The 22,619-nt window shown below is 66.5% G+C and carries 18 protein-coding genes; 15 read left to right on the top strand and 3 right to left on the bottom strand.

Annotation, left to right across the window (positions count from 1 at the left end; genetic code table 11):
- Positions 1–2: 2 nt before the first annotated feature.
- From AC1DYS_RS29195 to AC1DYS_RS29135, 13 genes are all read left to right on the top strand, one after another.
- A complete protein-coding gene (locus tag AC1DYS_RS29195) occupies positions 3–1,508 on the top strand; it encodes a UDP-N-acetylmuramoyl-L-alanyl-D-glutamate--2,6-diaminopimelate ligase (protein WP_477905196.1) in 1,506 nt (501 codons plus the stop codon).
- Positions 1,505–2,962 (top strand): UDP-N-acetylmuramoyl-tripeptide--D-alanyl-D-alanine ligase, encoded by a 1,458-nt coding sequence (locus AC1DYS_RS29190; RefSeq protein ID WP_477905082.1) that lies wholly within the window; start codon positions 1,505–1,507, stop codon positions 2,960–2,962. The genes AC1DYS_RS29195 and AC1DYS_RS29190 overlap by 4 nt, the downstream gene beginning before the upstream one ends.
- Entirely contained in the window at positions 2,952–4,133 is a 1,182-nt protein-coding gene (gene mraY / locus AC1DYS_RS29185) for a phospho-N-acetylmuramoyl-pentapeptide-transferase (RefSeq protein WP_477905080.1), read from the top strand. Before AC1DYS_RS29190 ends, mraY begins: the two co-directional genes overlap by 11 nt.
- On the top strand, positions 4,133–6,013 hold the full coding sequence (gene murD, locus AC1DYS_RS29180) for a UDP-N-acetylmuramoyl-L-alanine--D-glutamate ligase (protein ID WP_477905078.1): 1,881 nt from the start codon (positions 4,133–4,135) through the stop codon (positions 6,011–6,013). The genes mraY and murD overlap by 1 nt, the downstream gene beginning before the upstream one ends.
- 88 nt (positions 6,014–6,101) lie before the next feature.
- Positions 6,102–7,364: a putative lipid II flippase FtsW gene (gene ftsW, locus AC1DYS_RS29175; RefSeq protein ID WP_477905076.1), complete on the top strand. Its 1,263-nt coding sequence runs from the start codon at positions 6,102–6,104 to the stop codon at positions 7,362–7,364.
- A gap of 688 nt (positions 7,365–8,052) precedes the next feature.
- Positions 8,053–9,129 (top strand): undecaprenyldiphospho-muramoylpentapeptide beta-N-acetylglucosaminyltransferase, encoded by a 1,077-nt coding sequence (gene murG, locus AC1DYS_RS29170; RefSeq protein WP_477905074.1) that lies wholly within the window; start codon positions 8,053–8,055, stop codon positions 9,127–9,129.
- The gene (gene murC, locus AC1DYS_RS29165; protein WP_477905072.1) at positions 9,126–10,535 is read left to right on the top strand and encodes a UDP-N-acetylmuramate--L-alanine ligase; all 1,410 of its coding nucleotides are present in this window, start codon (positions 9,126–9,128) and stop codon (positions 10,533–10,535) included. Before murG ends, murC begins: the two co-directional genes overlap by 4 nt.
- Positions 10,532–11,500, top strand: a complete 969-nt coding sequence (locus tag AC1DYS_RS29160) for a D-alanine--D-alanine ligase (RefSeq protein WP_477905070.1) — start codon at positions 10,532–10,534, stop codon at positions 11,498–11,500. The genes murC and AC1DYS_RS29160 overlap by 4 nt, the downstream gene beginning before the upstream one ends.
- Before the next feature lie 33 nt (positions 11,501–11,533).
- Positions 11,534–12,319, top strand: coding sequence for a cell division protein FtsQ/DivIB (locus AC1DYS_RS29155; protein ID WP_477905068.1), 786 nt, complete (start codon positions 11,534–11,536; stop codon positions 12,317–12,319).
- Between the two features lie 7 nt (positions 12,320–12,326).
- Complete coding sequence (ftsA, locus tag AC1DYS_RS29150) at positions 12,327–13,556, top strand: cell division protein FtsA (RefSeq protein WP_477905067.1); 1,230 nt, start codon at positions 12,327–12,329, stop codon at positions 13,554–13,556.
- A 194-nt stretch (positions 13,557–13,750) separates the two neighbouring features.
- Positions 13,751–14,950: a cell division protein FtsZ gene (gene ftsZ, locus AC1DYS_RS29145; protein WP_047490650.1), complete on the top strand. Its 1,200-nt coding sequence runs from the start codon at positions 13,751–13,753 to the stop codon at positions 14,948–14,950.
- A gap of 233 nt (positions 14,951–15,183) precedes the next feature.
- On the top strand, positions 15,184–16,119 hold the full coding sequence (lpxC, locus tag AC1DYS_RS29140; RefSeq protein WP_477905064.1) for a UDP-3-O-acyl-N-acetylglucosamine deacetylase: 936 nt from the start codon (positions 15,184–15,186) through the stop codon (positions 16,117–16,119).
- Positions 16,120–16,186: 67 nt separating this feature from the next.
- Positions 16,187–16,426, top strand: coding sequence for a hypothetical protein (locus AC1DYS_RS29135; protein ID WP_477905063.1), 240 nt, complete (start codon positions 16,187–16,189; stop codon positions 16,424–16,426).
- Positions 16,427–16,435: 9 nt separating this feature from the next.
- Here AC1DYS_RS29135 and AC1DYS_RS29130 read toward each other — a convergent pair whose 3' ends face one another.
- The 3 genes from AC1DYS_RS29130 to AC1DYS_RS29120 are packed head-to-tail and all read right to left on the bottom strand — an operon-like array spanning position 16,436 to position 20,795.
- A complete protein-coding gene (locus AC1DYS_RS29130; protein WP_477905061.1) occupies positions 16,436–16,993 on the bottom strand; it encodes a pyridoxamine 5'-phosphate oxidase in 558 nt (185 codons plus the stop codon).
- Positions 16,994–16,998: 5 nt separating this feature from the next.
- Positions 16,999–18,531 (bottom strand): lysine--tRNA ligase, encoded by a 1,533-nt coding sequence (lysS, locus tag AC1DYS_RS29125; protein WP_477905060.1) that lies wholly within the window; start codon positions 18,529–18,531, stop codon positions 16,999–17,001.
- Positions 18,532–18,563: 32 nt separating this feature from the next.
- Positions 18,564–20,795, bottom strand: coding sequence for a hypothetical protein (locus AC1DYS_RS29120; RefSeq protein ID WP_477905058.1), 2,232 nt, complete (start codon positions 20,793–20,795; stop codon positions 18,564–18,566).
- A gap of 89 nt (positions 20,796–20,884) precedes the next feature.
- Between AC1DYS_RS29120 and AC1DYS_RS29115 the strand changes: the two genes are divergently transcribed.
- Both AC1DYS_RS29115 and AC1DYS_RS29110 read left to right on the top strand, forming a co-directional pair.
- Complete coding sequence (locus AC1DYS_RS29115; RefSeq protein ID WP_477905056.1) at positions 20,885–21,436, top strand: acyltransferase; 552 nt, start codon at positions 20,885–20,887, stop codon at positions 21,434–21,436.
- The gene (locus tag AC1DYS_RS29110) at positions 21,433–22,554 is read left to right on the top strand and encodes a glycosyltransferase family 4 protein (RefSeq protein ID WP_477905055.1); all 1,122 of its coding nucleotides are present in this window, start codon (positions 21,433–21,435) and stop codon (positions 22,552–22,554) included. The genes AC1DYS_RS29115 and AC1DYS_RS29110 overlap by 4 nt, the downstream gene beginning before the upstream one ends.
- Positions 22,555–22,619: the final 65 nt, after the last annotated feature.

The following is a 22,619-nucleotide window of genomic DNA, read 5'->3' as shown; positions in this document are numbered from 1 at the left end:
TGATGCCGAACACGCTGACGCTTCTGCATGACGTGGGCAGCGCCGTGGCCTGGCTGCGCAGCCGCGGCGTGCGCCACTTGAGCACCGACAGCCGCCGCGTGCAGCCCGGCGACGCCTTCATCGCGTGGCCGGGTTATGGCAACGACGGCCGCCAGTTCGTGCCCGCTGCCCTCGCGGCTGGTGCTGCGGCCTGCTTGGTCGAGGCGCGGGGCGCGGAGGCCTTCGGTTTCGACGGCACGCGCGTGGCCGCGGTGCAGGGCTTGAAGGCCGCGACCGGTGAGCTGGCCGACGCCTACCTCAACTACCCGAGCCAGCGCCTGAAGGTGGTGGCCGTCACCGGCACCAACGGCAAGACCTCGGTGGCCTGGTGGATGGCTCAGGCGCTGAGCCTGCTGGGCCAGCGCTGCGGCGTGGTCGGCACGCTGGGTGTGGGCGAGCCGCCGTCGTCGGCGTCGCCGCATGCCGCCGTGCACCCGACCGGCCTCACCACGCCCGACCCGGTGACCTTGCAGGCCGCCTTCCGCCGTTTCGCCGACGATGACTTCGCGGCTTGTGCCATCGAAGCCTCGTCGATCGGCATCGTCGAGAAGCGCCTGGCCGGCACACGCATCGCCGTGGCGCTGTTCACCAACTTCACGCGCGACCACATCGATTACCACGGCAACATGGACGCCTACTGGGACGCCAAGGCCGAGCTGTTCGCCTGGCCCGGCCTGCGTTCGGCAGTAATCAACGTCGACGACGAGCGCGGTGCGGCGCTCGCGCTCACGACCAAGCTCAAAGGGCTCGATGTCTGGACCTACAGCGCTCGCAGCGCCGCGCGGCTGCAGGCGAGCGACATCGCCTACATCGACGGTGGCCTCGCGTTCGCATTGCATGAAGGCACCGAGTCGGCCGTGGTACGCAGCGGCCTGATCGGCGACTACAACGTCTCCAACCTGCTGGCCGTGATCGGTGGCTTGCGCTCGCTAGGCGTCGCGCTCGCCGACGCCGCTCGCGTCTGCGCGCTGCTGAGCGCCGTGCCGGGCCGCATGGAAAGCGTGCCGTCGGGCGAGGGCCCGGCCGTGGTGGTCGATTACGCCCACACCCCCGATGCGCTCGAGAAGGCGCTGCAGGCGCTGCGCCCCTTTGCACAGAAGCGCGGCGGCACGCTGTGGAGCGTGTTCGGCTGCGGTGGTAATCGCGACGCGACCAAGCGGCCGCTGATGGGTGCCATCGCCGAGCGCGAGGCCGACCACGTGGTCGTGACCAGCGACAACCCGCGCAACGAATCGCCGTCGGCCATCCTGACGCAGATCGCTGCCGGCATGGCACGCCCTGACCGCGCCGAAGTGATCGAAGACCGCCGTGCCGCCATCGTGCACGCGGTGCGCCAGGCGCAGGTGCAAGACGTGATCCTCATCGCCGGCAAAGGCCATGAGGCGGAGCAAGACATCGCGGGCGTCAAGCATCCGTTCTCCGACGTGCTCGAAGCGCAGCTCGCCATCACAGGGAGGCCACAGCCATGATGACGCTGGCCCAGGCTCACGCGCTGCTGCCCGGTTCGACCTTGATCGGCGATGGTGCCGTGGCGATCGCGCGCGTGCACTCCGACACGCGCAGCCTGCAGCCCGGCGACCTGTTCGTCGCGCTGCGCGGCGAGCGCTTCGATGCGCATGACTTCTTGCCGCAGGCGCATGCCGCCGGAGCGGTGGCGGCGCTCGCTGAGCGCGGCCTCATCGAAGCCGGCCTGCCCGGCCTGCAGGTGGCAGACAGCAAGCAGGCGCTGGGCACGCTCGCCGCCGCCTGGCGCGCGCGTTTTCACCTGCCGCTGATCGCGGTCACCGGCAGCAACGGCAAGACCACGGTCACGCAGATGCTGGCCTCGGTGCTCACGGCGTGGTGGGGCGAGGGCGCCTTCTCGACGCAAGGCAACTTCAACAACGACATCGGCGTGCCGCTGACGCTGCTGCGCCTTCGGCAAGACGAAACGGCGGAACACCGCGCGGGCGTGGTCGAGCTCGGCATGAACCACCCGGGCGAGATCGCTTCACTGGCCGCGATGACCGCGCCCAGCGTGGCACTGGTCAACAACGCACAGCGCGAGCACCAGGAGTTCATGGCCACGGTGGAAGCCGTGGCGCGCGAGAACGGCACGGTGATCGAGGCGCTGGGCCCGGCCGGCGTGGCGGTGTTTCCGGCCGACGATGCCTTCGCTCCGCTGTGGCACCAGCTCGCCGGCCAGCGGCCGACGCTGACCTTCGCCTTGCGCGGCGAGGCCGACGTAACAGCTGACGCCGAATGGGCTCACGACCACTGGTCGCTGATGCTGCACACGCCGGCCGGCTTTGCTGCCGTGCAGCTGCGCATCGCCGGCTGGCACAACGTGAAGAACGCGTTGGCGGTGACGGCCTGCGCGCTGGCTGCGGGTTGCCCGCTCGAAGCCATCGTGCGCGGTCTCGAGGCCTTCGAGCCGGTGAAGGGTCGTTCGCAGTTGAAGAAGGGCCGCGTGCAGGGCGTGCCGGTCACGCTGGTGGACGACACTTACAACGCCAACCCTGATTCGGCCCGCGCGGCGATCGAGGTGCTGGCCTCGCTCACCGGCCCGCGCTGGCTGGTGCTGGGCGACATGGGGGAAGTGGGCAACCAGGGGCCAGCCTTCCACCGCGAGGTGGGCGCCTATGCACGCACGCATGGCATCGACGCGCTGTGGACCGCAGGCAACCTGAGCCGCTACGTGGCCGACGCCTTCGGCGGCGAGCACAACGGCAGCGCGCGCCACTTCAACAGCGTGGCCGATCTGCTGAAGGCGCTGAATGCCGCGCCCGCCTGCGCCTCGGTGCTGGTGAAGGGTTCGCGTTTCATGAAGATGGAACAGGTGGTGGCTGCGTTGCTCGACACGAGAGTTGACACGACAGCCGACACGGTAGCGCTGGCCGGCACCGACGCACAACAACAAGGAACGACACCCCATGCTGCTTAGCCTCGCCCAGTGGCTGCAGAACCACTACCCGGAGCAACTGGGCTTTCTGCGCGTGTTCCAGTACCTCACCTTCCGCGCGGTGCTGGCTGCCATGACCTCGCTGCTGATCGGCCTCGCCTTCGGGCCCTGGGTGATCCGCCGCCTGGCCGAGCTGAAGATCGGCCAGCCGATCCGCGAATACGGCGTGAAGGAACACATCGCCAAGAGCGGCACGCCGACGATGGGTGGCGTGCTGATCCTGATCGGCATCGGCGTCTCGACCTTGCTGTGGTTCGACTGGAGCAACCGCTTCGTCTGGATCGTGATGCTGGTGACGCTGGGCTTCGGCGCCATCGGCTGGGTCGACGACTGGCGCAAGGTGGTGCACAAAAATCCCGAAGGCATGCGCTCGCGCGAGAAGTACTTCTGGCAGTCCCTGATCGGACTGATCGCCGCGTTGTACCTCGCCTTCAGCGTCTCGGAAACCTCGAACCTGCGTGTGCTGGAACTCTTCCTGCGCTGGGTGCAAAGCGGCTTCTCGAACGACCTGCCGCCCAAGGCCGACTTGATGATCCCCTTCATCAAGACGGTGAGCTACCCGCTGGGCGTGTTCGGCTTCATCTTCCTCACCTACCTCGTGATCGTGGGCGCAAGCAACGCGGTCAACCTGACCGACGGGCTCGATGGCCTGGCCATCATGCCGGTGGTGATGGTGGGCTCAGCGCTGGGCGTGTTCGCCTACGTGACGGGGAGCTCGGTCTACAGCAAGTACCTGCTGTTCCCGTACATCCCCGGGGCCGGCGAGCTGCTGATCTTCTGCGCCGCGATGGCGGGCGCGGGCCTCGCGTTCCTCTGGTTCAACACCCACCCGGCGCAGGTGTTCATGGGTGACGTGGGCGCGCTTTCGCTGGGCGGGGCGCTGGGCACCATCGCGGTCATCACGCGGCAAGAGATCGTGCTCTCCATCATGGGCGGCATCTTCGTGGCCGAGGCCCTGTCCGTGATGATGCAAGTGAGCTGGTTCAAGTACACGAAGAAGAAGTTCGGCACCGGCCGGCGCATTCTGAAGATGGCGCCGCTGCACCACCACTTCGAGAAGTCGGGGTGGAAGGAAACGCAAGTCGTCGTGCGCTTCTGGATCGTCACCATGCTCCTGTGCCTGGTGGGGTTGGCAAGTCTCAAGCTACGTTGATGAATCACCTGAAAGACAGCATCGTTCTTGTGCTCGGGCTCGGCGAGTCCGGCCTCGCCATGGCGCGCTGGTGCGCGAGCCATGGTGCGCAAGTGCGCGTGTGGGATTCGCGCGAGCAGGCGCCGCAAGACGCTGCGCTGGGCGAGCATGTGCCGTCGGCGCAGCGGCTGAGTGGTGCCTTGGGCGACGACGCCTTGCAAGGCGTTCAGCTCGTGCTGAAGAGCCCCGGCCTGTCGCCGACCGATGAACGCATTGCCTCGCTGATCAACCTGGCACGCCAGACCGGCGTGCCGGTGCAGGGCGAACTCGATCTGTTCGCACGTGCACTCGCCGACCTGAAGGCCGAGCGCGGCTATGCGCCCAAGGTGATCGCGATCACGGGCACCAACGGCAAGACCACCACCACCTCGATGGCGGCGCAGCTGATTGAGCGGGCCGACAAGCGCGTGGCCGTCGCCGGCAACATCGGCCCAACCATGCTGCAGACGCTGGCCGACACGCTGGCGGCCGAGCCGGTGCCTGAGGTCGTGCCCGAAGCGCCCGTGATCGAGCCGCCCGCGCCTGTGCCTGATGACGAGGTGGCCGAGGCCGCCGAAGACACGGCGGCTGAACTCATTCAGCCATCGGAAAGTGACGCGGAGTCGGCGATGTCGTCGACTGCCGAGACCTCCGTGCCAGTCAGCGAACCCGTGAACGAGTCGGTTGATGGCCCGGAGAGCGAGCCCGTTAGCGAGCCAGAAAACGAAACCGTGCAGCAGGCAGCGGCCGAGTCGCCGAACGTTGTCGATGACGACACGCCGACCGGTGGCGGCCCACCGCCGCACCTGATTCCGCCGCCTCCACCCGGGCCGGTGTTCGAGCACCTGCCCGAAGTGTGGGTGCTGGAGCTGTCGAGCTTCCAGCTCGATGGCGTGCAGGGTTTCGAGCCCAGCGCTGCCACGGTGCTCAACGTGACGCAAGACCACCTGGACTGGCACGGCGGTATGGAAGCCTATGTCGCGGCCAAGGCGCGCATCTTCGGCCAGCAGGCCGTGATGGTGATCAACCGCGACGACCCGGCGACTGAAAAGATGGTGCCTGCGCCCATCCCCGGCAAGGGGCGGTTCGCCAAGCCGGTCGAGCGCCGTGTCGTGCGCTTCGGGCTCGATGCGCCAAAGCTGCCAGGCGACTTCGGCCTGATCGTCGAGAACGGCATCGCCTGGCTGGTGCGGGCGATGGAAGCTGATGAAACCATCAAGAAGCCACGCAAGGGCGCGGTGGTCGAACCCGAAGACCTGCACATCCAACGCCTGATGCCTGCGGACGCGCTGCGTGTGCGCGGCCGCCACAACGCCGCCAACGCACTCGCCGCACTGGCACTGGCGACGGCCGTCGGCTGCCCGCTCGCACCCATGCTGCACGGCCTGCGCGAATACGCCGGCGAGCCGCACCGTGTGGAGTTCATCGCGCTGGTCAACGGCATCGAAGCCTACGACGACAGCAAGGGCACGAACGTCGGTGCCACGGTGGCTGCGCTGAACGGCCTGGGCGAAGACAAGGCGCCGAGCAAGTTGGTCGTCATCCTCGGTGGTGACGGCAAGGGCCAGGACTTCTCTCCGCTCGCAATGCCGGTGCAGCGCCACGTGCGCGCCGTGGCCTCGCTGGGCCGCGACGCCGAGGCCGTCGAACAGGCGCTGCGCAACACCGGTGTGCCGGTGCAGCGCCACGACACGCTCGAAGCGGCCACGCGCTGGTGCTTCGAGCGCGCGCATGCCGGCGATGCGGTGCTGCTGAGCCCGGCCTGCGCGAGCCTCGACATGTTCCGCAACTACGCGCACCGCGCAGAAGTGTTCGTCAACGAAGTGCGTGCGCTGGCCGCCGCGAGCGGGGAGGTCGTGTGAGCGCACGGATCGAGCGCCGGGCCGCTCCCAAGCTGATCCGCATCCCCGTGGGGGATCGACTGATGTACTCATCAGGCGAGGGGCAGTCATGACCGCACTGGCTGAGCGCTTGGGTTTCGCTGCGCTGAAAGAGCGCATCACGTCGCTGCTCAAGCGCGATGGCGGCACCGCCGTGCCCATCCGCAACTGGAACGGCGCCACGTCGCAGCCCACCAAGCTGCAAGGCTTCGACCAGCCGCTGGTCTGGGTGGTGGTGTTCCTGCTCGCGCTCGGCCTGGTGATGGTGTATTCGGCCTCGGTCGCGATGCCCGACAACCCGAAGTTCACGCGTTATTCGCCGACGCACTTCCTCACGCGGCACGCCTTGTCCATCGTGGTGGCGTTCGTCGCGGCCATCGTGGTGGTGCAGATTCCCGTCAGCGTGTGGGAGAAGTTCGCGCCGTGGCTGTTTGCCGGCGCACTGATCGCGCTGGTGCTGGTGCTGATCCCGCACGTGGGCAAAGGTGTGAACGGCGCGCGCCGCTGGATCCCGCTCGGCTTCACCAACTTTCAGCCGTCCGAGTGGGCCAAGCTCGCCATCGCGCTCTACGCCGCCAACTACATGGTGCGCAAGATGGAGGTGAAGGAGAACTTCTTCCGCGCCGTGATGCCGATGGCGGTGTCCGTGGCCGTGGTCGGCCTGCTGCTGCTGGCCGAACCCGACATGGGCGCCTTCATGGTCATCGCCGCCATCGCGATGGGCATCTTGTTCCTCGGCGGCGTGAACGGCCGCATGTTCCTGCTCATCACCGCGGTGCTGGTCGGCGCCTTCGTGCTGATGATCACGCTGAGCGAATGGCGGCGCGAGCGCATCTTTGCGTACCTGAACCCGTGGGACGAGAAGTACACCCTGGGTAAGGCCTACCAGCTATCGCACTCGCTGATCGCCTTCGGCCGCGGCGAGATCTTCGGTCAGGGCCTGGGCTCGAGCGTCGAGAAGCTGCACTACCTGCCGGAAGCGCACACCGACTTCTTGCTCGCCGTGATCGGCGAGGAGCTCGGGTTTGCCGGCGTGGCTTGCGTGATCTTCGCGTTCTTCTGGCTGTCGCGGCGCATCTTCCACATCGGGCGGCAGGCGGTGGCGTTGGATCGCGTGTTTGCTGGGCTGTTTGCTCAGGGGATCGGGATCTGGATGGGGGGTCAGGCGTTCATCAACATGGGGGTGAATCTTGGGGTTTTGCCAACCAAGGGGTTGACCTTGCCGTTGATGAGTTTTGGTGGGTCGGCGATTTTGATGAACATGGTTGCGTTGGCGATTGTGTTGAGGATTGATATTGAGAATCGGCAGTTGATGCGGGGAGGTCGGGCATGACGTTGCGTCCTTCCCCGCTTCGCGTGGGTGATTCTTCTGCCTGCCGGCGGGTGCGCCGGGATTCCGCCCCGGCGGGCGGGTCACTTTCATTTGTCGCGTCAAATGAAAGTAACCAAAGCAAAGACGCTTTCCACTTTGCTTTACCGCTTCGGGGGCTTCCTTCCGCGACTTGTCTCCGGCAGACAGACTCGGACCACGGCACACCTGTTCAACGTACCCCACCGCTCGGCTCGCTGCGCATCGTCTCGTTGACGCTTCGGGCCGCTGCGCGCCCTGGCGCCGAGGCGAAGCGAGGCGTGGACGGGGATGTTTGCGCAGCAAACGACCGTATTGCTCTTGGGCCCCGTGGGTGGCGTCGAGGAGCACAGGGCTTTGGTGCCGCGCGCGTCAGCGCGCTTTGTCAACTGACTTCGCGCCGTTTGTCTGAGTGCAGTGAGCGCAGCGAACGAAGCGAGTTTGGCGCGGGCCCCAAAGCACTAGCACCGCAGAGCAGTCCGGCCCTGGCCGGACCGTCACCGTCGGGTCGCCTTTCTTTTGGTTCCTTTTCTTTGGCGAAGCAAAGAAAAGGGACTGCCCTGTCGGGGGCACATCCCGACGCGGCCTCACGCAGTGTGAAAGCAAATCGCAAAGCGGCACAAGCCTTCGATACCTCAGCCAAAACAGAATCAACAAGAGGAGGCGCCCCAGCATGACCTCCAAACACCTCATCATCATGGCCGCCGGCACAGGCGGCCACGTCATCCCAGGCCTCGCAGTAGCGAAAGAAATGCAGCAACGAGGCTGGACCATCAGCTGGCTAGGCACGACGCACGGCATGGAAAACAGGCTCGTGCCGCCAAGCGGCATCCCGATGGACAACATCACCTTCAGCGGCCTGCGCGGCAAAGGTCTGATGCACACGCTGACGGGTGGATTGCGGCTGCTCGGCGCGTTCTGGAGCTGCCTGCAGATCATCCGCAAAAGAAAAGCCAGTGCCGTGCTCGGCATGGGCGGCTACGTCTGCTTCCCTGGTGGGTTGATGGCGTCGCTCTTGAGCAAGCCGCTGATGCTGGTCAACGCCGACGCCTCGCTGCTGATGAGCAACCGCAGCTTGCTGCCTGTCGCCGACAAGGTGGCTTTCGGTTTCGAAGGTGAAGCCGCCCACAAGGTGAAGCACGGCATCGTCACCGGCAACCCGGTGCGTGCCGAGATCGAGTCGCTGCCTGCACCGGCGGAGCGCTTTGAGAACCGGAACGGCCCGCTGCGTGTGCTGGTGGTCGGCGGCAGCCTGGGCGCCACGGCGCTGAATGAAGCCATGCCGCAGGCCATGGCCTTGCTGCCGGAAAGCGAACGCCCGCTGCTCACCCACCAGACCGGCGTCGCCAATCACGACAAGGTGCGCTACGCCTACACCACGGCGAAGGTCGACGCGGAAGTGCTGCCCTTCATCGACAACATGTCCGACCGCCTGGCGTTCTGCGACGTGATCGTCTGCCGCGCCGGTGCGGTGACCGTGAGCGAGCTGTGTGCTGCCGGCGTGGCCAGCGTGCTGGTGCCGCTCGTCGTCAGCACGACCAGCCACCAGCGTGACAACGCGCAGTGGCTGGCGAAGCAGGGCGCGGGCATTCACCTGCCGCAGACCGAGTTGACGCCGCAGCGCCTGGCCGATTTGCTGAAGAGCCTGACGCGTGAGGCCTTGCTGGGCATGGCAACGAAGGCGCGCGCGCTGGCGAAGCCGCATGCCGCGGCGCATGTCGCTGACGAACTGGAAGGGCTTGCCGCATGAAGCACGCAGTGAAGCACATCCATTTCGTCGGCATCGGCGGCGCTGGCATGAGCGGCATCGCCGAGATCCTGCACAACCTCGGCTACACGGTGTCGGGCTCTGACCAGAGCGACAGCGCGACCTCGCGCCGCCTGGCGACGCTGGGCATCAAGGTGTTCGTTGGTCACGACGCGTCACACATCGCGGGCGCGGGGGCGGTCGTCACGTCCACCGCGGTGAAATCGGACAACCCCGAAGTGATCGCCTCCCGCGCCAAACGCGTGCCGGTGGTTCCGCGTGCGGTGATGCTGGCCGAGCTGATGCGCCTGAAGCAGGGCATCGCGATCGCCGGCACGCACGGCAAGACGACGACCACCTCACTCGTGACCAGCGTGCTGGCCGAAGCCGGGCTCGACCCGACCTTCGTGATCGGCGGCCGGCTCAACGCGGCGGGCGCAAATTCGCGACTCGGTTCGGGTGACTACATCGTGGTCGAGGCCGACGAGTCGGATGCGTCCTTCCTGAACCTGATGCCGATCCTGTCGGTGGTGACGAACATCGACGCCGACCACATGGACACCTACGGCCACGACCTCACGCGGCTGAAAGGCGCGTTCGTCGAGTTCCTGCACCGCATGCCGTTCTACGGTGCGGCGGTGCTGTGCGGTGACGACCCGGGCGTGCGCTCCATCATCCCGATGATTTCGCGCCCGATCATCAGCTACGGCTTCGGGCCGGAGGCCCAGGTGCGGGCAGTGAACGTGCAGGCGCTGGTCGGCGGGCAGATGCGCTTCACCGCGCAGCGCCGCAACGGCATCACCATGCCCGACCTCGAGATCACGCTGAACCTGCCCGGCGAGCACAACGTGCTGAACGCGCTGGCGGCCGTCGCCGTGGCCACGGAGCTCGAGTTGCCCGACGCGCCGCTGGTGAAGGCGCTCGGTGAATTCCACGGCGTGGGCCGTCGCTTCCAGCGCTATGGCGAACTGCCGGCGCGCAATGGCGGCCAGTTCACGCTGATCGACGACTACGGCCACCACCCGGTCGAGATGGCCGCGGTGATCGCGGCTGCGCGAGGCGCCTTCCCGGGCCGCCGGCTGGTGATTGCCTTCCAGCCGCACCGCTACACCCGCACGCGCGATTGCTTCGAAGACTTCGTCAAGGTGATGGGCACCGCCGATGCGGTGCTGCTGGGCGAGGTGTATGCCGCCGGCGAAGCGCCGATCGTCGCGGCAGACGGCCGCTCGCTGGCGCGCGCGCTGCGCGTCGCAGGCAAGGTTGATCCGATCTTCGTAGACGAGATAACGCAAATGCCCGCGGAGATCGTCGAGCAGGCGCGTGATGGCGACGTGGTGATCGCGATGGGCGCCGGAACCATCGGCGCGGTGGCCGGGCAAGTGGCAGAGCTGTTGAAGGAGTCCACATGAACATCGACGCCAAGAGCATGGGCAAAGTCGCCGTCTTGATGGGCGGCACCTCGGCCGAACGCGACATCTCGCTGATGTCGGGCGGCGGCGTGTTGCAGGCTCTGCAATCGCAGGGCGTGGATGCACACGCCTTTGACCCGGCGCAGCAGGCACTGGGTGAACTGAAGGTGCAGGGCTTCGACCGCTGCTTCATCGCGCTGCACGGCCGGCATGGTGAAGACGGCACGGTGCAGGGCGCGCTCGAGCTGCTGGGTATTCCATACACCGGCTCGGGCGTGATGGCCTCGGCCATCGCGATGGACAAGGTGATGACCAAGCGCCTGTGGCTGGCCGACGGCCTGCCGACCCCGCGCTATGTGTACCTGGCCGCCGACCAGCAAGGCCGCGAGCACGTGCGCGCCGTGCCCGACGACCTGGGCCTGCCGCTGATCGTGAAGCCGCCGCACGAAGGCTCGTCGATCGGCGTGAGCAAGGTGCAGGGCTACTCCGACATGGCCGAGGCCGTGGTACTGGCGGCGAAGTACGACGCCGAAGTGCTGTGCGAAGAGTTCATCGAAGGCGAAGAGGTCACCTGCCCGGTGCTGGGCGAAGGTCCCACGGCAGTGGCGCTGCCGGTGGTTCGCATCGCCGCCCCCGAAGGCGCCTACGACTACCAGAACAAGTACTTCACCGACGTGGTCCAGTACCACGTGCCGAGCGGTCTGCTCGCGGCCGAAGAGGCCGAGATCCAGCGCGTCGTGGTGGCGGCGTACCGCTCGCTCGGTTGCCGGGGCTGGGGCCGGGCCGACCTGATGATCCGCCAAAGCGATCGCAAGGCCTTCTTGCTGGAGATGAACACGTCTCCAGGCATGACCTCCCATTCGCTGGTGCCCAAGTCGGCCGCGGCCGCGGGCATGCCGTACGAGCAGCTGTGCCTGTACCTGCTCGCCAGCGCAGCGCTCGACACGCCCGCCCGGAAAGCCTGACCGATGCGCGCACAGGCGACGTTCCAGAGCCCCATGTCAGTCGACATGCCGGCCGACGTGCGCCTGCTCAACATGACGGCGTCGGTGCTGTTCGTCGTGGGTGCGCTGCTGATGGCGGCGCTCGCCTTGATGTGGCTCATTCGCCAGCCGGCCTTCACGATCCGCTCGGTCAGGGTTGAGGGCGAGGTGATGCGCAACAGCGTCTCGACGATTCGCGCCAATGCGATGCCGCAGCTCGCAGGCAACTACTTCACGCTGGACCTGGCCAAGGGCCAGCGCGCGTTCGAGGCGGTGCCTTGGGTGCGCCAGGCCATCGTGCAGCGCGTGTGGCCGAACCGGCTGGCGGTGAAGCTCGAAGAGCACCGCCCGGCCGCGCTGTGGTCAACCAAGGACGGCGACGACCAGCTCGTCAACGAGCAGGGCGAGGTGTTCCAGGCCAACCTGGGCGACGTGGAAGACGAAGCCCTGCCCACGCTGCAAGGGCCGGAAGGCAGCTCGGCCGAGGCGCTGGGGATGTACCGCAAGCTGGTACCGGTGTTCGAGCGGCTGGAGATGCATATCGACACGCTGGACCTGAGCAGCCGCGGTTCGTGGCGTGCCGAGTTCGACAGCGGGGCCGAGGTCGAACTGGGCCGGGGCAGCGATGACGAGGTGGTGGCGCGCAGCGAGCGTTTCGTCGCCACCGTCACGCAGGTGATCGAGCGCTACCAGCGTCCGCTGGTCTACGCCGACCTGCGCCACAACGAAGGCTATGCACTGCGCCTCAAGGGCATCACGACCACGGTGTCCCCGCCGGGCAAAACAGGCAACAGGAACTGAGGGAAACATGGCCAAGGAATACAAGGATCTGGTGGTCGGCCTGGACATCGGCACCGCAAAGGTGATGGCGGTGGTGGCCGAGGTGCTGCCCGATGGCGAACTGCGGGTGGCCGGGCTGGGCATCGCGTCGGCCCACGGCTTGAAACGCGGCGTGGTTGTCAACATCGACGCCACCGTGCAGAGCATCCAGCAGGCGCTGAAGGAGGCCGAGATGATGGCCGACTGCAAGATCACACGCGTCTACACCGGCATCACCGGCAGCCACATCCGCGGGCAGAACAGCACCGGCATGGTCATCGTGCGCGACAAGGAAGTCACGCCGGTCGACGTGACGCGGGTGGTGGAGACGGCCAAGGCCATCAACATCCCCAACGACCAGCGTCTGCTGCTGGTCGAGCCGCAGGAGTTCGTGATCGACGGCCACGAGGTCAAGGAGCCGATCGGCATGAGCGGCGGGCGGCTCGAGGTGAAGGTGCACATCGTGACCGGCGCGCAAAGCGCGGCCGAGAACATCATCAAGTGCGTGCGCCGCTGCGGGCTCGAGGTGGACCAGCTGGTGCTGAACCCGAGCGCGTCGAGCCATGCGGTGCTGACCGACGACGAGAAGGACCTGGGCGTTGCGCTGGTCGACATCGGCGCTGGCACGACCGACATTGCGATCTTCACCGACGGCGCGATCCGCCACACGGCGGTCATTCCGATCGCCGGCGACCTGATCACGAGTGACATCGCGATGGCGCTGCGCACGCCGACGAAGGATGCGGAAGAGATCAAGGTCGAATACGGCGTGGCCAAGCAGCTGCTGGCCGACCCGAGCGAGCAGCTCGAGGTGCCGGGCCTGGGTGACCGCGCGCCGCGCATGCTGAGCCGCCAGGCGTTGGCCGGCGTGATCGAGCCGCGCGTGGAAGAGATCTTCTCGCTGGTGCACCAGGTGATTCGCGACAGCGGCTACGAGGAGCTGCTCTCCAGCGGCATCGTGCTCACCGGCGGCGCGGCGGTGATGCCGGGCATGGTGGAGCTGGGCGAAGACATCTTCCTGAAGCCGGTGCGCAAGGGCATCCCCACTTACCACGGCTCATTGCACGACATGGTGGCGAACCCTCGCTCGGCCACCGTGATGGGCCTGCTCGAAGAAGCGCGGCTGGGCCGCGCGCGCGGCATCAAGGCCGCTCAGCAGGCGGGTTCCGTCAAGACACTATTCGGCCGGCTCAAAGACTGGTTTCTCGGCAATTTTTGAACATACAGGGAGCACTCGAACATGGTCACACCCTCAAGCGATTTCCTCTGCAAGCCACCGCACACGGGGCACGACCCGCCTGCGGCGCGAACTCGAACGACTGCGGGCTCGGATGGGAATGAGTCACCGCGGCGAATCAACCAAAGCGTATTGAAACAAGCAAACGGCAACTGCAAACAGGATTGGAGTCAAACATGGCAATCGAAATGATCGAAGAATTCGACCTCGGTACCCAGATCAAGGTGATCGGCGTGGGTGGTGGCGGCGGCAACGCGGTCGACCACATGATTGCGCAGGGCGTGCAAGGCGTGGAATTCGTCTGCGCCAACACCGATGCGCAAGCGCTGAACCGCTCGAGCGCTCACCACCTCATCCAGCTCGGCACCACCGGCCTCGGCGCCGGTGCCAAGCCCGAAGCAGGGCGTGCGGCGGCTGAAGAAGCGGTCGACCGCATCCGCGACTCGATCAAGGGCTCGAACATGCTCTTCATCACCGCCGGCATGGGTGGCGGTACCGGCACCGGCGCTGCGCCGGTGATCGCCCGCGTGGCGAAGGAGATGGGCATCCTGACCGTGGGCGTGGTCACCAAGCCTTTCGACTTCGAGGGCAACCGCCGCATGAAGGCGGCCGACGCCGGCCTCGCCGAACTCGAAGCCAACGTCGACTCGCTGATCGTCATCTTGAACGACAAGCTGCTCGACGTGCTGGGTGACGATTGCACCCAGGACCAGGCCTTCGCGCATGCGAATGACGTGCTGAAGAACGCCGTGGGCGGCATCAGCGACATCATCCACATCCCGGGCCTCGTGAACGTCGACTTCGAAGACGTGAAGACGGTGATGAGCGAGCCGGGCAAGGCGATGATGGGCACCGCGATCGCAAGCGGCCCCGACCGTGCGAGCAAGGCGGCCGAAGGGGCAGTGGCCTGCCCGCTGCTGGAAGGCATCGACCTCTCCGGCGCACGCGGCGTGCTGGTGTTGATCGCCGCGGGGCGCAGCACCTTCAAGCTGAGCGAGAGCCGCAACGCGATGAACTGCATCCGCCGCTACGCGGCCGATGACGCGCACGTGATCTACGGCACCGCCTACGACGAAAGCCTGGGCGATCTGCTGCGCGTGACGGTGATCGCCACCGGCCTCTCGCCGGTCAAGCGCCAGCAACAGGCGCCGATGACGGTGGTGCACAGCGCGGTGGCTCAGCGCACCGGCACCGACAACATCCCGGTGCTGACCCAGCCGGTGCACGGCGGCCCGACCGGCCATGACTACGCCAACATGACGGTGCCGAGCGTGTGGCGCAATGGCCGTACGGCGGCAGCGAAGGTCGATGCGTTGGCGAGCAACGGGATGGACGAGATCGAGATCCCGGCGTTCCTGCGCAAACAGGCGGACTGATAGAGCCCCCCAGTCGCTGCGCTCCTGCCCCCGAGGGGTGCCCCCGAGAGGACCGGCAAAGCCGGATCCTCCGGGGTTGCTCGATATCGCAGTCGCTTCGCTCTGCGGTCGGGGTGCGATTCGCGGTGCTGGTGAGTGGGTTTGTGCTTCCTCACGTGAACATCGGCTTCTGCTATCGCGGCGGTTGGCCGAATGAGGCGTGCGGGTCTGATGCCGGGAATAAAATCATGGCCATGCTTGCTCAACGAACACTCAAGTCCATCACCCGTGCCGTCGGGGTCGGCGTGCACGGGGGGCAGCGTGTGGAGTTGACGCTGCGGCCGTCGGCGCCTGACAGCGGGATCATGTTCCGGCGGGTCGACCTGCCGGTGCCGGTCGACATTCCGGTCAACGTGACGGCGGTGTGCGACACGCGCATGGCGACCACCATTTCGCCGGGCGGGGAAGTGGGCGCCCCCAAGGTCAACACCATCGAGCACTTGCTGTCGGCTTGTGCAGGCCTGGGCATAGACAACCTGGTCGTCGACATCACCAACGAAGAGGTGCCGATCCTCGACGGCTCGGCCGCCTCCTTCGTGTTCCTGCTGCAGAGTGCCGGCATCGAGGTGCAGAAGGCGCCGAAGCGCTTTCTGCGCATCAAGAAGCCGGTGGAAGTGCGTGAAGGCGAGGGCGCGGCGCTGAAGTGGGCGCGGCTCGACCCGTTTGACGGCTACAAGCTCACCTTCGAGATCGACTTCAACCATCCGGCCGTCAACCAGACGGGCCAGCAGGTGAGCTTTGACATGGGCTCCGGGCTGTACAAGCGCGACATCGCGCGCGCCCGCACCTTCGGCTTCACCAAAGACGTGGAGATGATGCGTTCGCGCGGCCTCGGGCTGGGCGGCAGCATGGACAACGTGATCGTCGTCGACGACTACCGCGTGCTCAACAGCGACGGCCTGCGCTACGACGACGAGTTCGTGAAGCACAAGATCCTCGATGCCATTGGCGACATGCATGTGCTCGGCCACCCGCTGATTGCCGCCTACACCGGCTTCAAGTCGGGCCACGCGATGAACAACAAGCTGCTGCGTGCGGTGCTGGCCGACGCATCGGCCTACGAGATCGTGACTTTCGAGGACGAGCGGCACGCCCCTGCCGGCCTGGCGGAGCTCGCGCCGGCCTGGTGACCGACGGCATTTGGCCGCCCCTCGGCCTGGATGTTAAGGTTCACACCTCGAACATCCCTCACAGCACATGGTCATCTTCTCCTGGATAGTGCTCGGCCTGGCCGGTCTGCTGCTAGCCGCCAGCGGCATTTGCTGGGGCATCCACATCGCCATCGACAACTCGGATTGGCGCCGCCTGGGCGTCAAGATCTTCCGCATCGCGATGGTGGCCGTGCTCTTCTACGTCAACGCCGCCATCTACGCGCACATCTTCGGTGTGTTCCGTGGCACCGAGAAGGCGATCCCCGAAGTCATCAGCGAGGAATAACTGCGACGCTCAGGGCTGCAGCCAGCGCCCGCCGCCGCCATCGAAACGGGCTCGCCGGTGGCCGTCGCGGTGCAATTCCAGCCAATCGAGTGACAGCAACTCAGCCTCCATGACGGCAAAGAACTCGCGCGCCATCGTTTGCCCCGCAGGCGCTTCATCTGGCTGTGGCAGTTCGGCGCCGGGCGGCACGGGAGACAGGTAGTCCTGCGCAGCTGGTGAAAGGCGGATTTGTGCCCAGCGCGACGACACCGCCAGTCCGGAGGCCTGCACGTCCAGGCGAACACGCCAGCGCAGCTGCCAGCCAAGTTTCGGCGACCACATCACCAGCGTTCCCAGCGGATGCTTGCGCAGCTGAGTGACCTTGCCGGCGCGCTCATCGGTGTAGATGCGCATGCGCCGTTCGTCGACATCGATCTCGCGCAGTATCACGGTGCGCGCATCGCCGACCTCGCCATCGGTGGTGGCCAGCACAGGGCAGCGCCAGGGATGCTGTTTGTCCCGCGTGGCCTCGGTGAGTTCGCGCCACACAGCGGCTTCGATCTCGGGCAGAGTCGAAAGCCGCTGCATCGACGTCAGCCTTCCTTGCGCAGCGACGGGAACAGGATCACGTCGCGGATGCTCGGGCTGTCGGTGATGAGCATCATCAGGCGGTCCAACCCGATGCCGCAGCCGCCGGTCGGGGGCATGCCGTACTCGAGCGCGCGGATGAAGTCGGCGTCGTAGTACATCGCTTCTTCGTCGCCGGCTTCCTTGTTGGCGGCCTGGGACAGGAAGCGCGCAGCCTGGTCTTCAGCGTCGTTCAGCTCCGAGAAGCCGTTCGCGTACTCGCGACCGGTGATGAAGAGCTCGAAGCGCTCGGTGATCGCCGGGTTGGTGTCCGACGCACGGGCCAGTGGCGACACCTCGACCGGGTAGTCGATGATGAAGGTGGGCTGCCAGAGCTGCTCTTCGACCACGGCCTCGAACAGGCCGAACTGCAACTCGGGCAGCTTCCAGTGCGCTTGTGCCTTTTCGCCAGCCGCCTGAATGTGCTCGCGCAGCAAAGCGGCGTCGTCGGCCTGCTCGATCGTCAGGCCCGCGTAGGCCACCAGCGAGTCGCGCACGGTCAGGCGGGTGAAGGGCTTGTCGAGATCGACCGGCTTGCCACCGTAGGTGAGCTGGGCCGAGCCGGTGGCCTGGCGTGCGGCGTGGCGCAGCACCTGCTCGGTGAAGTCCATCAAGTCGTGGTGGTTCCAGTACGCCGCGTAGAACTCCATCATCGTGAATTCGGGGTTGTGCCGAACCGAGATGCCTTCGTTGCGGAAGCTGCGGTTGATCTCGAACACGCGCTCGAAGCCGCCGACGATCAGGCGCTTGAGGTACAGCTCGGGCGCGATGCGCAGGAACATGTCCTGGTCGAGCGCGTTGTGGTGCGTGATGAAGGGCTTGGCGTTGGCGCCGCCGGGGATCGGGTGCAGCATCGGCGTCTCCACTTCCATGAAGTGGTGCTCCACCATGAACTGGCGGATCGAGCTGACGGCCTTGCTGCGTGCGGCGAAGCGCGTGCGTGCGTCTTCGTCGGTGATCAGGTCGACGTAGCGCTGCCGGTACTTCTGTTCCTGGTCAGCCATGCCGTGGAACTTGTCGGGCAAGGGGCGCAGGCTCTTGGTGAGCAGGCGCAGCGTGGTCACGCGCACCGACAGCTCGCCGGTCTTGGTCTTGAAGAGCGTGCCCGAGGCACCGAGGATGTCGCCCAGGTCCCAGTGCTTGAAGGCGGCGTAGAGCTCCTCGCCCAGCACGTCCTTGGTGACGAAGAGCTGGATGCGGCCAGTGCTGTCTTGCAGCGTGCCGAAGCTCGCCTTGCCCATCACACGCTTGAGCATCAGGCGGCCGGCGATGCTGACCTGGATGTTCAGCGGCTCGAGCGCCTCGTTCTCCAGCGCGCCATGCTTGCGGATCAGCTCGATCGCATGGTCCTTGGGCTTGAAGTCGTTCGGGAAGGCCACGCCTTGTTTGCGGATCGCGGCGAGCTTTTCACGGCGTTCGGCGATGAGCTGGTTGTCGTCTTGTTCCATGGCGTGGCAATCGAAACTGGGGAGGTGAACCGAGAATTGTAGGTGCGACATCGCGCCTTGCCGCGTATCCGCCTCCCCTGCGTTCAGAGCCGCCCCGAGGCCTCCAGCGACAAGATGCGGCTGCTCGTGCCCTTGCGGGTGAATACCAGCAGGCGGCCCCGATCGAGCAGCAGCCGCACGATCTCGTCGTCCGGTGATGCCGGATCGATCAGCCCGCGCCGCGTAGCGTGCAGCCGCCCTGTCGCCAGGTCGAGGACCAGGAGGTCGCGCCCGCTCACCACGTAGGCGTGGCGGCTGTCCATCGTTACATGGAATGGCACGCCCGGCGTGCTGCGGAACTCGCCCAGCGTGCGCTGGCGGCCGCTATGAAGGTCGACGCTGAGAAGGCGCGTCTTCTCGCTCATCGCTCGGGACACGATCACCCAATCCCCCTCTTCGCTCGTCAGCCAGCTTGTCGCGCGCTCGACCCGGAGGAACCGCGGGGAAGCGCCGCCGGCGAGCGGGCGTACGACCAACACAAGCGGGTGGGCGTAGTCGGTGTTTTGCGTAGCCCTGACCTGGTAGCTGCGGGTACGGGCCGCGTCACCGTCAAAGCGCATCAAAGGCGGCTCGGCCTGCGCGTTTCCGGCAGGTTCGATTACCGGCACGGTCAGGTCCTGCACTCCTACGCACGTGTGCCCGGCGTCCGCCACGAGCGCCAGCGGCCGCGGCGTGATGATTCTGCAAGTACCGTTACCACCCGTCCCCGTGCAGGAGCAACTGAGCAAGACGCCGTCCTGATAGGTGAGTAGGCCCAAGTCGCCCTCGAAGTCGCTGACCTCGATGACTGCGAGGGTCCGACGGTCGACGAGGTGGAGGCTGTTGCGACGTTCACGTAGGCCGTCGCCCGGCTGCTGCATGACGACGTACAGGTATCGCTGGTCGGTGGCCATAGACACGATCTCGGCGTTGTCCCCCGTATCGCATTCGAGCAAGGTGGTCTCGGCTATCTCCGCCAGCGTCCCGCGGTCGTGGGTGGTGACGCCGACCCCCTTCGACTCGCCAGTTCCGCAGCGCCAGCGGCCGACGTAGAGCCGGTCACCAGAGAAGTGGAGCCTGTCCTGCTGCGCGGTGAAGCTCACGGGCGCCGGCGTTGCCACAGGCAGGCTGGGTGCCGGATCTGGACGCGTCATGGCAAGCGCCGCCGCATAGGCGTCCAGCTGTGCGCGAAGCTGCGATGCGAACGCGGGATGAGCGACGCTGCGGATGCCGGCGGCCTCGCATGCGTCAAGAAAGGGGTACGGGTCCTCGCCTGCACGAGGTGGCACGCTGCAGTGCGCCTTCATCTGCGCAAGAGGCCAGCGACGGCTCCTGATTTCGCGGGTGTCGACGGTGTAGAAGGCGGCTGTGGCCTCCAGCCAGCCCCGCCGGTCGACGGCCGCGAGGAAGGTGCCGTGCGCATGGATCTCGGTGGCCTGCAGCGGAAGCGGGCCCAGTTCTTCGCCCGTGGCCAGCTCGTAAGCCGTCGTTTCATGAGGCTGGCGACCAATGTCGGCGTTCACGCGGAGGATGAGGCCGTCCACCACGGCGATCGCGGCGAACATCGAACGCCCCGCGATGTGCCGTTCGAGCGTGCGCGACGGCAGGTCCACGACGAGGATGTCGCCGCAGCCGAATCCGAGCACAGCCTTATCGTTCGCGACCACCAGGGGACCCGGTTCGCAGTTCTTGTCGCTTTCCCGGGCCGGTAGGCCGACTTCTCCGACGAGGTTCCACTGACTGTCGTAGAGACTCAGCGATCGGCCCAGCAGCACGACCTGGTCCTTCCACCCTGCGGCATGCCGGTGCGCCGGTAGGGACACGGCCCTCTTTACCCGCAGCGAGGGCAGGTCGAGGATGAGCCCATCGCCGCGGGGCTGGGATGCCAGTAGTTCCCGTCCCTGAACGCGGGCCCAACCGATCTCCTGGTTCAGTCCGATATTGCCCACCGTGTGGCCAGATGTCTTGTCGAGCGCCGTCAGCTGGAAGGTGAAGCGACCGCGCCCGGTGACGAACAGAATCTCGTCACTGCGGTTCAGCAGGCGACCGACGCCGGGCTTGCCGGGAAATAGCACGGTGTTCACTTGCGTCCGTGGGTCCCAAGTGACGATCTCGCGCGTGTTGCCGGTCTTGTCCCAGCGCGAGTACACAAATTCCCCGTGGTTAAAGCCGTCGAAGGACGGCTGCTTTCCTTCGTCCGGGATGGTACCCAGCAGCGTGAGCGGTTCCCCAGCCCGCGCGAGCGAAGGCACCCACGACAACAAGCAGATGAGCACGAAAACGGTGAGTGAGCGCATGGGGGGATAGGGTGATGGGACCGACCTGGGCAATGTGGCACTTCCGCGTGAAGCCACTGAGAAGCGTGTGTGAAGCACAATCGCGCCCCATGCGCGCAGCTCCGTCCCACCTCGCCGACCAGGCCTACTTTCTCGCGATTGCGGCGATCAACACGCTGCATGGGCTGCTGCCGTTCTTTCTCCGGTCGCTGCTCTACAAAGCCTGCGGTTTCCGGATCCACCGCAGCGCCACCTTGCAGGGCGGCATCCGCTTCTTCCATGTCGGGCGCCTTCGTGTCGGTGAAGGCACGCTGATCAACCGCGGTGTCTACCTCGACAACCGTGGCGGCATCACCATCGGCAAGCAGGTGTCCATCGCGCACGATGCGCGCATCTACACCATGGGGCACGACGTGCACGACGCAAGCTTCGCCACCAAGGCGGCCGCGGTGCAGATCGACGACCACGCGGTGGTGTTCGCCGGCGCGATGATCATGCCGGGCGTTCACCTGGGCGAAGGCTCCGTCGTGATGGCCGGCTCAGTGGTGACCAAGAGCGTGCCGGCCTTTCGCATGGTCGGCGGCAACCCGGCGCAGGACATCGGCGAGCGTGGCTGCAAACCGGCCTACCGGCTCGACCGCCGCTTCTGGCTCGCGCATTGAACGCCAGCACCGAGCGGGCCTTGGCTGCGCGCATCGCCGTTGTCGACCCGGGCTCCTTCGTCCTTCCCTACGACTACCAGCTCGTGAAGGCACTGGCGGAGCGCGGCGATGGCGTCGACTTCTACGGTTCGACCACCCGCTACAACGGCGAGTTTCTCGAGGCCATGCGAAGCTTGCCCGGCGTGCAGGTGCGGGCGCGCGCGATCTCGAGCACCGTGGCTGCGCGCTGGCGGGGTGCGTGGGCCTATGTGAGCCTGCTGGCAACGCTGCTATGGAACGCCCGTCGCTACGCCACCGTCAACCTGCAGTTCAGCGGCTTCTGGCCGGTGGAGCTGGTGGTCTTCAGATTGCTGCGGGGCAAGTTCGTCTTCACCGTTCACAACGCCGTGCCACACGGCTTTGCATCGACGCAGCACTCGCCGACGCGGCGGCTCGCGAGCCTGGCCCGCGCGCTCGTATTCGTCAGCGAATCGACGCGCGATGACTTCATGCGCCGCTACGGCGAATCGTTCCGCGCCAAGGCCAGCGTGCTGCCGCATGGGCTGTTGCCGGTGGCGCCGCAGCAAGGCACGACGGGTTACAGCGTCACCATGAAGCCGCGCTCGCTGGTGTTCTGGAGCACGGTCAAGCCCTACAAGGGCATCGAATTGTTCGGCGAGCTGGCGCGCGCGAGCGAGATTCGGCGGCGCGATCTGTCGCTCGCGATTTATGGGGCCTGGGCGCCCGAGCTGGGTGGCTTGCGCACGGAGCTGGCGGGTCTCGGCATTGCCATCCACGACGATTACCTGGACCAGGCCCAACTGCAGGGCCTTCTGGCGCAGGACGCGGTGTTCCTGCTGCCCTACCAGCAGGCCTCGCAATCGGGCGCGCTGTACTCGATGTTGAACCACGGCCGGCTATTCATCTGCGCCGATGTGGGCGATCTTGGCGCCTTCATGCGCCGCTTCGGTTTGCAAGGCCTGTTGCTCAAAGATCGTAGTTCCGACGCCGTCGTCGAATGCCTCGACTTCCTCGACGCCAACCGTGCTGCCGTGGCGCTGTCGTTCAACCGGGCCCAGCAGGCCCTGCGATGGGATCGCTTGCTGGCCGGAGCCGGGCAGGCCTACCGCAGTTCCTAGCATTCCCGCCCATGAGGCGGGTGCGACAATCGCAGACCGGCCGGCCCTGCACGCACAGGGCGGTC

The organism is Rhizobacter sp. P2_G4, from assembly GCF_056403575.1.
The sequence above is the reverse complement of the archived record's forward strand: the minus strand, read 5'-3'. Positions and strand labels throughout refer to the sequence as shown.